The organism is Gemmobacter sp. (genome assembly GCF_016792925.1).
GTDB lineage: Bacteria > Pseudomonadota > Alphaproteobacteria > Rhodobacterales > Rhodobacteraceae > Gemmobacter.
This window is the reverse complement of the sequence record NZ_JAEULU010000218.1, coordinates 1-12,523: the sequence shown is the minus strand read 5'-3', so window position 1 is coordinate 12,523 and position 12,523 is coordinate 1. Positions and strand designations below refer to the sequence as shown.

Here is a 12,523-nt window from a genome sequence, read left to right as displayed (position 1 = left end):
AAGGACAGTTTCGATGTGCTGTATGCCGAGGGGCAGGCGGGGCGGGCCAAGATGTTCTCCATCGGCCTGCACAACCGGCTGATCGGGCGGCCCGGCAAGATGGCGGGGCTGATGCGCTTTATCGACTATGCGCAGGGGCATGAGGGCGTGTGGTTCCCGCGCCGGATCGACATTGCCGAACATTGGGCAAAAACCCATCCGCATCAGCGGTTTGAGCGTCCGTCGCAGATGGCGCGCACCCGGTTTGTGGAGCGGTTCGGCAGCATCTTTGAACATTCGCCCTGGATCGCGGAGCGCGCCTTTGATCTGGAGCTTGGCCCCGCACATGATAGCGCCACGGGGCTGCACAATGCGCTGTGCCGCATGTTCCGCAGCGCCAGTGCGGAGGAACGCGTGGCGGTGTTGCGCGCCCACCCCGATCTGGCGGGGAAACTGGCGCAGGCCAGGCGCCTGACCGCCGAAAGCACCGCCGAGCAGGCCAGCGCCGCGCTGGATGCGCTGACCGATGCCGAGCGCGCAGATTTCGAGCGGCTGAATACCGCATATGTCGCCAAGCACGGTTTCCCCTTCATCATCGCCGTGCGTGACAACACCAAAGACAGCATCCTGTCGGCCTTCCAGACCCGCATCGGCCATGACAGCGCCACCGAATTTGCGACCGCCTGCCGTCAGGTGGAGCGGATCGCCGAGCTTCGCTTGAAGGACATTCTGCCATGACCGGATATTTCGCCCCGCAGGGCGGCCTGCCGCCGCAAACCGCGCTGATGACGCAGCGCGCGGTGTTCACCGAGGCCTATGCCTTTATTCCCAAAGGCTGTTTTTCCGACATCGTGACCAGCTATCTGCCGGGATGGGACAAGACGCGGCTGTGGCTGATCGCCCGCCCGATGACCGGGTTTTCGGAAACCTTCAGCCAATATGTGATGGAAGTGGCGCCGGGCGGCGGCTCGGACAGCCCGGACCCGGAGGCGGGGGCCGAGCATTGGCTGTTCTTCACCGGCGGCGTCGCAACCGTCACCATCGGCGATGTGGCGCATGATCTGGATGCGGGCGGCTATGCCTATATCCCGGCGGGCACCCGGTGGAGCCTGCGCGCCGAGGGGCAGGGGCCCGCGCGCTTTCACTGGCTGCGCAAACTTTACGAACCCGCGCCGGGTGTGGCGGTGCCAGAGCCGATCGTGAGTTCCGATCAGGCCACGCCGGTGCGCTGGATGCCCGATACGGGCGAGCGTTGGGGCACCACCCGCTTTGTGGAGCCGGACGACATCCGCCATGACGCCCATGTGAATATCGTGACCTTCAAGCCGGGCGGGGTGATCCCGTTCGAGGAAACGCATGTGATGGAACACGGACTTTACGTGCTGGAGGGCAAGGCGGTCTACAAGCTCAATCAGGATTGGGTCGAGGTCGAGGCGGGCGATTTCATGTGGTTGCGCGCCTATTGCCCGCAGGCCTGCTATGCCGCCGGGCCGGGGCCGTTCCGCTATCTGCTCTACAAGGATGTGAACCGCCACGCCAAGCTGCGCGGGCCGGGGGCCTTTGGCCGATGAGCGTGATCCGCCCCGAACCCCTGACAGCCGAGGCCTTTGCCCCTTTCGGTGACGTGCTGGAAGCGACGGGCGCGTTTCGCCTGATCAATGCGGGCTTCTGCCAGCGTCACCACGACCGGGCGCAGCTGGATTTCGGGCCAGAGGGGCGGGCGGGGATTTCGGTCTTCAAGGCCATCCCCCGCGCGCTGCCCTATGAGTTTGATCTGGTGGAGCGGCACCCGGAGGGCAGTCAGGCCTTCGTGCCGATGAGCGCCGACCCTTTCCTGATCATCGTGGCGCCGGATGAGGGCGGGCGGCCCGGTCGCCCGCGTGCCTTTCTGTCGGATGGGGCGCAGGGCATCAATTTCCATCGCGGCACCTGGCATGGCGTGCTGACGCCCTTGCAGGCGCCGGGCCTGTTTGCGGTCATCGACCGCATCGGCCCCACCCCCAATCTGGAGGAGCATCGCTTCGCGGCGCCCTTCACGATCCCCTCGGGCTGAGGCCCGGCGGTTCTAACCGGACCGCGACCCTCGGGGGAGGCGCGGAGACGGCGCGAAAATCAAAATCCCCCGCAGGAAAGGGAAAACATGACCACCTCCTCGGTGCATCCGGTAGATGAAATCCTACCGCCTCAGAAACTTTTTACCCTCGGCTTGCAGCATGTGCTGGTGATGTATGCCGGGGCGGTTGCAGTTCCGCTGATCGTCGGGCGGGCGCTGAAGCTGGACCCGGCCGATGTGGCCTTTCTCATCTCGGCCGATCTGTTCGTCTGCGGCATTGCCACGCTGATTCAATCGCTTGGGGCGACGCAGTGGTTTGGCATCAAGCTGCCGGTGATGATGGGGGTGACCTTCGCCGCCGTCGGGCCGATGGTCGCCATGGCCAATGCGCAGGGCGGGGCCGAGGGCGCGCGGGCCATCTTTGGCGCCATCATCGCCGCCGGGGTCATCTCGATGCTGATTGCGCCGGTGATGTCAAAGCTCTTGCGCTTCTTCCCGCCGGTGGTGACCGGCACCATCATTCTGGTGATCGGGGTCAGCCTGATGCGCATCGGCATCAACTGGATCTTCGGCAATCCGGTCGGGCCCACCGCGCCGATGATCGTGGACCCGGCTCATGCCGAATGGCTCAAGGCCGCAACCGAAGGTGCCGTGGCCGCAGGCCTGCCGCCCGCCCCCGAGAAAATCGCCCTGGCTGCGAGCCTCAAGAACCCGGCCTATGCGCCTTTGGGCAATGTTGCCGTATCGGCCATTGTGTTGGTCTCGATCCTGCTGATCGCGCGCTTTGCCAAGGGGTTCATCGCCAATATCTCGGTGCTGATGGGCATCGTGATCGGCTGCATCGTCGCCATCGCCATCGGCGCGATGAATTTCGACAAGGTGGGCGAGGCCGGGTATTTCGCCCTGATCACGCCCTTCCATTTCGGGATGCCCAGCTTCGATCTGGTGATGATCGTGACCATGGTGCTGGTGATGATCGTGGTGATGATCGAATCCACCGGCATGTTTCTGGCGCTTGGCGATATGACCGGCAAGGCGGTGGATCAAAAGGCGCTGTCGGCGGGTCTGCGCACCGACGGGCTTGGCACGCTGATCGGCGGCATTTTCAACACCTTCCCCTATACGTCCTTCAGCCAGAATGTCGGGCTAGTGGGCGTGACCGGGATCAAAAGCCGCTTCGTCTGCGTGGCGGGCGGGGTGATCCTGATCGTGCTGGGGCTGATCCCCAAGATGGGGGCATTGGTCGAATCGATCCCGACCATGGTGCTGGGCGGCGCGGGTCTGGTGATGTTCGGCATGGTGGCGGCCACGGGGGTGCGCATCCTTGCGGGGGTGAATTTCACCAGCAATCGCAACAACCTGTTCATTGTGGCGGTCAGCCTTGGCTTCGGGATGATTCCGCTGATCGCGCCGAACTTCAAGCAATGGATGTGGCATGATCTGCATCCGCTGATCGAAAGCGGCATCCTGCTGGCCTCGATTGCCGCCGTGCTGCTGAACGCCTTTTTCAACGGGGCCTCGGGCAGCCTGGACGAGGCGAAAGCGGCGGCCAGCAAGGCCGATCACTGAACGCGACATGCGCTGTCGCCCCCGGCCTTGCCGCCGGGGGCGTTTTCATGTTCGGGTAGGCCATGACCGATGATCCGCTTGGCGAGCTGCTCAGCCATCCCGCCCCCGCCCTGACCGAGGCTGAAAGCCTGGACCTGTTGCGCCGCCATTGGGGGTTTGGCGGGGAGCTGCTGCGCCTGACCTCCGAGCGTGACCTGAACTGGCGCGTCACCGCGCCGGCCGGGCGCTTTGTGCTGAAATTCGCCAATGAGGCCGAAGACCCGGCGATCACCGATTTTCAGACCCGCGCGCTGCTGCATATCGCGGCGCGCGCCCCCGATCTGCCGGTGCCGCGCGTGGTGCCCAGCCTTGAGGGGCTGGCCGAGGTGGTATTGCCCTCGGGCGGGCGGATGCGGCTGCTGAGCTGGGTGGAGGGTCTGCCCCTGCACGAGGCCCCGCCCGGCCCGGCGCTGTGGCACAGCCTTGGCGCCATGTCGGCGCGGCTGACTCGCGCGCTGGAGGGCTATGCGCACCCGGCGGCGGATCATGTGCTGCAATGGGATGTGAAACAGGCCGCAGGCCTGCGCCCGCTCTTGCCCGATGTGACAGACCCGGAGCTGCGGGCGCGCTGTGCCGGCTGGCTGGATTGGTTCGATGCCAACCGGGCGCGGCTGGACGCTGTGCCATGGCAGGTGGTCCATGCCGATCTGAACCCCTATAACGTGCTGATTTCACCCGAGGATCAGGTGCAGGTCAGCGGTGTGCTGGATTTCGGCGATATGGTGCGCACGCCGCGCATCTGCGATCTGGCGGTGGCGGCGGCCTATCATGTGCGCCCCGGCATCGGCTCTGGCCCCGAGGTGCTGGCCGCCATGCGCGCGGGCTGGCAAAGCGTGATGCCCCTGCTGCCCGAGGAGGCCGCGTTGCTGCCCGGCCTCACCGCGCTGCGCATGGTGACCACTCTGGCGATTGCCAGCCACCGCGCCGCGCGCTGGCCCGACAATGCGCCTTACATCCTGCGCAACTTGCCCTCGGCCCGGGCGGGTTTGCTGTCTTTCCCTGCGCCTCACGAGGTCTGAGCCATGCGCCGCGACACCATGCCCAATGCCTTCCGCCCCGGCGCGGTGGCGCTGCCGCCCGATCAGGAAGCGCTGGTCGCCCGCCGTCAGGCCGCCCTTGGCCCGGCCTATCGGCTGTTCTACGAGCGCCCCTTGCATCTGGTGCGGGGCGAAGGGGTCTGGCTTTATGATGCCGAGGGCAAGGCTTACCTGGATACCTATAACAACGTCGCCTCCTGCGGCCATTGCCACCCCAGGATCGTGGCGGCCATGGCGGATCAGGCGGCGGTTTTTGCCAGCCATACCCGCTATTTGCACGATGGCGTGCTGCGTCTGGCCGAACGCTTGCTGGCCACCCTGCCGGGCGAGATCGGCCATATGATGTTCACCTGCACCGGGTCGGAGGCCAATGACCTCGCGATCCGTATCGCCCGCGCGGCGACGGGGGGCACGGGCATCATCGTCACTGAGAACGCCTATCACGGCGTGACGGCGGCGGTGGCCGAGTTTTCGCCCTCGCTGGGGCCGGGCGTGCCTTTGGGGCCGCATGTGCGGGTGGTGCCCGCGCCGATGGGCCGCGATTTCGGCGCCGATGTGCAGGCGGCCATCGACGACCTCAAGCGCCACGGCATCCAGCCCGCCGTGCTGATCGCCGATACGGTGTTTTCCTCCGATGGGGTGATCGTCGATCCCACCGTGCTGGCGCCCGCCGTGGCGGCGATCCGCGCGGCGGGGGGGCTGTTCATCGCCGATGAGGTGCAGCCCGGTTTTGGCCGCTTGGGCCATGGCATGTGGGGCTTCACCCGGCATGGCGTGGTGCCCGATCTGGTCTCGATGGGCAAGCCGATGGGCAATGGCTCTCCGCTGGCAGGCCTTGCCCTGCGCCCCGAGGTGATCGCGCAGTTTGGCGCAGAGGCGCGCTATTTCAACACCTTTGGCGGCAATGCGGTGGCGGCGGCGGTCGGCAATGCGGTGCTGGATGTGATCGAGGGCGAAGGCCTGATCGAGAACGCGGCCCGCGTGGGGGCGGCCTTTGCCGCGGGCCTGCGCGATCTGGCCAGCCGCCATGCCACCTTGGGCGATTTGCGCGCCGAGGGGTTGTTTCTGGGGCAAGACATCGTGACGGATGGCACCCCGGATGCCGCGCGGGCGGGCCGCATCGTCAACCGCCTGCGCGAGGAAGGCGTGCTGATCTCGGCCACTGGGCCCAAGGGCCATGTGCTGAAAATCCGCCCGCCCTTGACCTTCAGCCTTGAAAACGTGGAGGTTTTCCTGACCCGGATGGCGCGCGCGCTGGTCTAGGCCATGCGCTGCGCCACATCCAGCATCCGGTTGGAAAAGCCCCATTCATTGTCATACCAGCCAAAGACCCGCAGCATGCCGCCCTTGGTCACCCGGGTTTCCGGGCAGGCCATGACGATGCTTTCCGGCCTTGCGCGCAGATCGGTGGAGACCAGCGCCCGGTCGGTGGCGCCAATCACCCCGCCTGCCGCGCGAAAGGCTGCGTTCACGGCCTCTGCCGTGGCCGGGCGCTCGGTCATCACACAAAGATCCACCGCCGAGACGCTGGCCGTGGGCACCCGCACAGCCGATCCCTCCAGCCGCCCGGCCAGATCGGGCAGCACCTGATCCAGCAGCCGCTGCGCCGAGGTGGTGGTGGGCACCATGCTGAGCGCGGCGGCGCGCGAGCGCGCGAAATCGGCAGCGGGGGCATCCACCGTGGGCTGGCTGCCGGTATAGCAGTGGATCGTGGTCATCGAGCCGGTCACGATCCCCCATTCCGCATGGATCAGCCGCGCCAGCGGCGCCAGCGCATTGGTGGTGCAAGAGGCATTGGAAACAAGGGCTTGGCCTTGAAGCAAGTGATCATTCGCGCCCAGAACCACCGTCAGATCGGCGGCCTTGGAGGGGCCGGAGATCAGCACCCGCCGCGCGCCTGCCCGCACCCCCCGCTCGGCCACATCGCGCGCATCGGCGCGCCCGGTGCATTCCATCACCAGATCGGTGCCGCGCAGATCCAGCGTGGACAGATCGGCGGTGCGATGCAGCGGAATGGCCGTGCCATTCACCACCAAGGCGCCGTCTGTCAGGTTGACCGTGCCGGGGAAGGGGCCAAAAACACTGTCATATTCAAACAGATAGGCGCACATCTCGGCGGCTGCGATGTCATTGATGCCGGTGATGATCATGCCCGGCGCAGCGCCGCCCGCCCAGGCCCGCAGCACCGAACGCCCGATCCGCCCAAACCCGTTGATGAAGACGCGCATTGCGGCCCCTCCTGCCAGTCATCGTCGCAGAATGATCACCGGCGGAGCCGCGAAGCAACTGATTTCTTTGACAAACTTGTGCCGTTACAATTTCGCCCGTCGCACTCAGAGGCCGACTGCGACCAGGTGATTGTCCCATTTCAGCGAGGCCTGCCGCAGCGGGCTGAGGCTCTCGCCCAGATGCGACAGCACACCATTTCCATCGCTGAGCGTGAAGCCGCCGGGGGCTGCGGCCACCCCGCAGGCATCGGCCCGGCGCAGGGTTTGCAGAAAGCGGCCATCCTCGGCAAAGATCTGCACCGCACCACCCTTGGGCGAGGTGATCGCGATGCGCCCCGCGCTGGCGGCGATGGAGCCCGCATAGTTCTGCATCACGAAACTCTCGGCCTCGGGCACCGGGCAAAGCGTCAACTGGCCCGCATCCCACAGGGCCAGCAGCGGCGGCGCCTCGGCGGCATCGCCCTCCCATTGCATCGCGCAGGCGGCGCGGCCATCGGGCAGCAGCGCCAGATGCCGCAGCGAGTTCTGCGCCAAGGTCTCGGGCAATTCGGCCAATGAAATCAAGGCCCCCTCCGGTGTCACCCGCGCCAGATTGGGGCGCATGCTGGCGATGTTCAGCTTGGTGCGGTCGGTCGGGTCGGTGGCGATGCCGCCATTGGCCACCAGCAAATCCTCGGACAGCGGCAGGCGGCGCAGGTCATGCGGGCCGATGCCATGGGTCGCGATCTCGGCGATACGCTGCCAGCCCGCCGTCTCCCACAGGCCGATCCGGCCCTCCGAGGTCTCGGCCAGCTGTTCGGACGTGTAAAGAACCCTGCCATCGCCGGAAAACGCGCCATGGCCGTTGAATTGCCGCCCCTCGGGCGGGGTCAGGCGGGCAATCTCGCGGCCCTGCGCGCAGTCGATCACCAGCGCGAAATGGCCGGGGCGACGGGCAAAGCCCACGGCCACAGGCCGGGTTGGATGGGCGGCGGCGGCATGACCGCGGGCGGGCAGGGGCAGGGCAAAAAGGCTTTCGCCGGAAAGGCTTATCCCGTGAAGCTCATGCAGCCCGTCGGGGCGTTGCGCCGCCGCCAGATAGGCCGGGCTGCCCACATCGGCCCAGCTGAGCCGGGGGGCCAGCGCCCCCGCCAGCAGGCTGCCCAGAAAACCGCGCCGCCGCATCGTCAATCCCCATCCGCCGCATTGAAGCCGACGCCGACGCCAAGCGCCGGGGCCAGCTCGGCCATGGCGGCGTCATTCGCGGCCTTGATATTCTGGCGCAGGATGTCGGCCTTGAGCCAGACCTGCGGGTCATCCAGCCGGGCAAAATCCACCGCCTCGGCCTGTTTCGCGGCCTGTTCCAGCGCGGCGGCGGTTTTGGGGGCTGGGGCGAGATGGGTGGCAAAATCGGCCAGAGCGCGCAGCGACAGCGCGATATTGCGGGCGCTGCGGCCAGAGGCGCGCGCCTCGGCGCGCTCGGGGCGGGGCTTGTCAAAGCTGCCAAGGGGCCGGGCCACGCGGGCATCGGCGTTGAACTCGATCCCGGTGACCAGCGCGGTCAACAGCGCCTGTTTCGCTTCCAGATCAGAGAGATAGCGCTGGCCTGGCCCCGGTTTTTCCAGGGCCGTGGCAAAGCCCTGTTGCCAGCCCGCCTGCGTTTCCTGCGCCATGCGCGCCAGATCATCGGCAAGGGCATGGGTCAGCGCGCAGGGGTAATCGCCGGCCAGCGGTGTGGCAGGAAACAGCAGCCGCTCCATGCCGAAAAGACCGCGCGCCGCCACCGATTGCTCGGCGATATGCCCGGGGGTCAGCGTCGCCGGATCGGCGGCGGCCAGCAGCGCCGCGGTTTGCCGCGCGCCGATGCCCTTGGGATCGGGCCAGAAGGCAATGGCCAGCACGCGGCCTTCCTCTTCCACCGGACCCAGCCGCAGATGCGCCACCCCAAGCCAGGCATCAAAGGCCGTCGCCCAGCCCGCCTGCAAGGCGGCGGGGTCGCAGCTGTCCAGCGCCGCCAGATCGGCGGTGGCCTGCGCGAACCGGGCCAGGCCGGGCAGCGCATGATCCTGCACGGCGCCGGTTACATCGGCGCTGACGGGTGTTGCCAAGGCCATGACAAACAAAGCAGTTTTCAGCATCACAGGCTTTCCAGATAGGCGATCAGGGCCTCGCGGTCACTGGTCGGCAGGTTGACAACCGTTTCGCGTGCCGCCTCGGCCTCGCCGCCATGCCAGAGGATTGCCTCCAGCAGGCTGCGCGCCCGGCCATCATGCAGGAACTGCGTATGACCAGAGACCTGCGCCGTCAATCCGATGCCCCAAAGCGGCGCGGTGCGCCACTCGCGGCCATTGGCGCGGGCCTCGGGGCGGTGGTCGGCCAGGCCTTCGCCCATGTCATGCAGCAAAAGATCGGTGAAGGGCCAGATCAGCTGAAAGCTCTGCTCGGGCTGATCCTTCAGGCGATGGGTCACGAATTTCGGCTGGTGGCAGCCCGCGCATTGCGCGGCATGAAAGACCTCCTTGCCGCGCAATACCTGTGAGTCGCTCAGGTTTCGCCGCTCTGGCACCGCCAGGTTGCGCGAATAGAAGGTGACCAGATCGAGGCTTTTGCCATCCACCTCCAGCCCGTCGCGCATATCGGCTTCTTGCCCGTGGATCGCGGTGAGGCAGTCGGTCTGCACTGCGGTGCATTCGCCCGAGGGCGCCGGGTGCAGCGGCGTGGACAGGCCCATATCGCCGGAAAACGCGCCCGCCGATTGCTCCTTGACCGTCGGCGCCCCGGCCTTGAGGCCAAAGCGCCCCAGCATCGGCACGCCAAACTCGGCGCTCATCACGATATTGGGGCGGCCCGAGATGCCGTCGCCATTGGCATCCTCCGGGTCGGCCAGCGCGAGGATGTCGGCTGCCGGGATCGCCTCCAGCAGCCCCAGCCCGATCATCTGCGGCGCCACGCGGGGCGAAAGCATCACCTCCGGGTGCAGTGCGCCCTGACCGAGGTCTGAAATGTGGTAATCGGGGCGGCGCAGCTCCACCACCGTGCCATCCGAAAGGGTTACGGGCTGGATAGTATAGCTGACCTGCATCTGGCCTTCGGGCGCGTGGCCGGGGGCGCCGAAATCCTGCAACTGGCCGCCATAGGTGGGCTCGGGCAGGGTGGCGAGATAGTCGGCAATGCCCTCGGGCGCAGTGCCGCCGGGGATCGACAGGCGCAGAAAGGCCGAGACGCGCGGCTCATCTGCGGTTTCGGGCATATGGCCGCGCCCGTCCTTCAGGTGGCAATCCTGACAGGCGCGGGCGTTGTAAAGCGGCCCCAACCCGTCCGAGGCCTTGGTAGAGGCGGGCGCTGCCACCCATGTCTTGCGAAACAGCCCATTGCCCAGCTTGTTATCCATCTCGCGGGCGAAGGGCAAGTTTTCCGACGCTTGCGAAAAGGCATCGGCGCTGGTCAGGGCGCGGGTGGTGGTGGCGCCGCCGGGTTTGCCTTCAAATTTCTCGGGCGCCGTGAAATCGCCGGGCGGGGCGAGGATGGCCTTGATGCGCGCGGTCTCGGCTGGCGTGCGGGGGATGACCGGCAGGTGGCGGTCATCGAGGGTTTGGGCATCCAGCGTTTGGGCCATGGCGGGGGCGGCCAGCAGGCTGAGCGCGAGGGCGAGGCGGAGGGTCATGGTGCGTCCAGTTGGGCAGCGCGTTTCCGAGTGTATTTATCGGAAATTCCGTGCCCTCCGCAATGCGGCAGTTTTGCCGCAGCCGCTTTAGCGCAGGCTGTCGATCAGCGCGCGGATCTCGGCCTTGTCGGTGCCCGCCACGATGCGCCCGATTTCCTGCTGGCCCTTGAACGCGATGAGGGTGGAGCGACGCGGCACGTTCAGCGCCTCGGTCAGCGGGTCTTCGGCATAGCTGTCCCAATCCAGCGACAGGAAAGTGATGGATTGCGCGAGGCTCGGGTCTTCGCTGAGGATTTCGCCGATGATCCGCTCCTGCGCGCGGCAGGTGCCGCACCAGCTTGCCTTGAAATCGACGAAGACCGGCTTGCCTGCGGCCTGCGCGGCCTGAACCTCGGCGGGGGTGGCGGGTTTCACGGCGTCAAAGCCGCTGGCGAAGGCGGCGAGGGGAGAGAGGACTGCGAAAACAAGCAGGGTGCGGCGGAGCATGATCTGTCCTTTCAAAGGCGGGTGGAGAGGGCAAGCAGGCTTTCGGGCATATGGTCCAGAAGCCAGATTTCAGCGGCGATATGCAGGTGGAAGGTCAGCACAAGGCCAAGTGCGATCAGCGTGGCGCCCATCACCTTGGGCGCGATCCGGGCGAGGCGGGCCAGCCGGGCCTTGCGGCGTTGGATCACCGCGCGCCCGCCATAGGCCAGCAGGCTCAGCAGGGTGACGAGGCCCGCGCCATAGGCGGCCATGATGAGGAAAGACCACAGCAGGCTTTGCCCGGTAGAGGCCAGCGCCACGGCGGCGCCCATGGTCGGGCCGATGCAGGGCGACCAGGCGAGGCCCAAAGCCGCGCCACTGGCAAAATGCGCCGGGGCCGAGCCGCGAAGCCGTGCCGACTGATCGGCGGCCTGACCGGCGACCGGGGCCAGCAGGCGAAAGGGCGACAGCCGCGGCGGCAACAGCATCAGCGCGCCGAACAGGATCAGCGCCGCGCCGCCGAATGTGGCAAAGTCCTGCGGGGTGAACCCTGCGATCCGCCCCAGAACGGCCAGCCCGAAACCAAGAAGGGTCGAGGCGGTGGCGAGGCCAAGCGCGATCCATAGCGGGGCGCGGCGATCCTCTTGCAGCGCGGCGGCGGCCACCAGCGGCAAGACCGGCAGCACGCAAGGGTTCAGCAATGTTGCCAGCCCCGCCAGATAGCCCAGGATCAGATCCATGAAAAACGCCCCCTTTGCGATCTATACGCAGAAGGGGGCGCCTGTATTACGCCGCTCACGCGAAGGTGAGCGGTTATTCGGCCTGGCTGGCCGGTTTGGCGTTCAGCAGGCCGTACTTCTCCTCTCCCAGCTTGTCAAACAGGCCGAGCTGGGTTTCGAGGAAGTCGATATGGCCTTCTTCATCGGCGATCAGCGCGTCAAACAGCGCGCGGCTGACGAAATCGCCCACGGCGTCGCAATGGCGGCGGGCCTCGATATAGAGGGTGCGGGCGTCATGCTCTCCGGCGAGGTCGCATTCCAGCGTCTCGCGCACGGTCTGGCCGATGCGCAGCGGGTCAAGCTTTTGCAGGTTCGGATGGCCTTCGAGGAAGATGATGCGGGCGATCAGGCGATCGGCATGCTGCATTTCCTCGATGCTTTCGGCGCGGGATTTATCGGCCAGATGGCCAAAGCCCCAATCCTCTTGCAGGCGGTAATGCAGCCAATACTGGCTGACGGCGGTAAGTTCTGAACGCAGGGCTGCGTTGAGATATTCGATGACCTTTGCGTCGCCCTTCATGGCACGTCCCTTCATAGGATGGATCGGTTACCCTGGCTTCGGCGGGTGCCGTGGCTTGGAATGGCCAAAGCGTAGCGCTGGCGGGCGGGGCTTGTCCATGGGGCCGGGGCGGAAAGTTGGGGGGAAGGCGAAGCGGGCGGATCAGGAAACGCATCGCGTTTCCCCGCCCGTGTGGGCCGGGCGCCGCAAGACCGGTGCAAGTCGCGACCGG

Annotated in this window: 13 protein-coding genes; 6 read left to right on the top strand and 7 right to left on the bottom strand. The window is 66.7% G+C overall.

The genetic code is table 11. The annotated features are described in order from the left end of the window. The 6 genes from uraD to JNN06_RS10475 form a co-directional block, all read left to right on the top strand. A partial coding sequence (gene uraD / locus JNN06_RS10500; protein WP_291239542.1) for a 2-oxo-4-hydroxy-4-carboxy-5-ureidoimidazoline decarboxylase occupies window positions 1-717 on the top strand: 717 nt, incomplete at its 5' end. Next, the gene (locus JNN06_RS10495) at window positions 714-1,550 is read left to right on the top strand and encodes a bifunctional allantoicase/(S)-ureidoglycine aminohydrolase (protein WP_291239541.1); all 837 of its coding nucleotides are present in this window, start codon (window positions 714-716) and stop codon (window positions 1,548-1,550) included. The genes uraD and JNN06_RS10495, both read left to right, overlap by 4 nt. Next, window positions 1,547-2,032, top strand: a complete 486-nt coding sequence (locus JNN06_RS10490; RefSeq protein WP_291239540.1) for an ureidoglycolate lyase — start codon at window positions 1,547-1,549, stop codon at window positions 2,030-2,032. The genes JNN06_RS10495 and JNN06_RS10490 overlap by 4 nt, the downstream gene beginning before the upstream one ends. A gap of 87 nt (window positions 2,033-2,119) precedes the next feature. After that, window positions 2,120-3,601 carry a nucleobase:cation symporter-2 family protein gene (locus tag JNN06_RS10485; protein ID WP_291239539.1) on the top strand — a complete coding sequence of 494 codons (1,482 nt, stop codon included), beginning with the start codon at window positions 2,120-2,122 and terminating at the stop codon, window positions 3,599-3,601. A 62-nt stretch (window positions 3,602-3,663) separates the two neighbouring features. Next, the gene (locus JNN06_RS10480) at window positions 3,664-4,659 is read left to right on the top strand and encodes a phosphotransferase (protein ID WP_291239538.1); all 996 of its coding nucleotides are present in this window, start codon (window positions 3,664-3,666) and stop codon (window positions 4,657-4,659) included. Between the two features lie 3 nt (window positions 4,660-4,662). Next, window positions 4,663-5,940 carry an aminotransferase class III-fold pyridoxal phosphate-dependent enzyme gene (locus tag JNN06_RS10475; RefSeq protein WP_291239537.1) on the top strand — a complete coding sequence of 426 codons (1,278 nt, stop codon included), beginning with the start codon at window positions 4,663-4,665 and terminating at the stop codon, window positions 5,938-5,940. On the opposite strand, the gene JNN06_RS10470 is transcribed toward JNN06_RS10475, so the two are convergent. The 7 genes from JNN06_RS10470 to bfr form a co-directional block, all read right to left on the bottom strand. Beyond that, complete coding sequence (locus JNN06_RS10470) at window positions 5,937-6,905, bottom strand: glyceraldehyde 3-phosphate dehydrogenase NAD-binding domain-containing protein (RefSeq protein WP_291239536.1); 969 nt, start codon at window positions 6,903-6,905, stop codon at window positions 5,937-5,939. The genes JNN06_RS10475 and JNN06_RS10470 overlap by 4 nt on opposite strands. A 105-nt stretch (window positions 6,906-7,010) precedes the next feature. Beyond that, complete coding sequence (locus tag JNN06_RS10465; RefSeq protein ID WP_291239535.1) at window positions 7,011-8,069, bottom strand: DUF1513 domain-containing protein; 1,059 nt, start codon at window positions 8,067-8,069, stop codon at window positions 7,011-7,013. Window positions 8,070-8,071: 2 nt separating this feature from the next. Then, window positions 8,072-9,022, bottom strand: coding sequence for an imelysin family protein (locus JNN06_RS10460; RefSeq protein ID WP_291239534.1), 951 nt, complete (start codon window positions 9,020-9,022; stop codon window positions 8,072-8,074). After that, window positions 9,022-10,548, bottom strand: coding sequence for a di-heme oxidoredictase family protein (locus tag JNN06_RS10455; protein WP_291239533.1), 1,527 nt, complete (start codon window positions 10,546-10,548; stop codon window positions 9,022-9,024). Before JNN06_RS10455 ends, JNN06_RS10460 begins: the two co-directional genes overlap by 1 nt. A gap of 87 nt (window positions 10,549-10,635) precedes the next feature. Further along, window positions 10,636-11,034, bottom strand: a complete 399-nt coding sequence (locus JNN06_RS10450; protein WP_291239532.1) for a thioredoxin family protein — start codon at window positions 11,032-11,034, stop codon at window positions 10,636-10,638. Between the two features lie 11 nt (window positions 11,035-11,045). Beyond that, on the bottom strand, window positions 11,046-11,753 hold the full coding sequence (locus JNN06_RS10445; RefSeq protein WP_291239531.1) for a cytochrome c biogenesis CcdA family protein: 708 nt from the start codon (window positions 11,751-11,753) through the stop codon (window positions 11,046-11,048). Window positions 11,754-11,826: 73 nt separating this feature from the next. Then, window positions 11,827-12,312: a bacterioferritin gene (gene bfr, locus JNN06_RS10440; RefSeq protein ID WP_291239530.1), complete on the bottom strand. Its 486-nt coding sequence runs from the start codon at window positions 12,310-12,312 to the stop codon at window positions 11,827-11,829. Window positions 12,313-12,523: the final 211 nt, after the last annotated feature.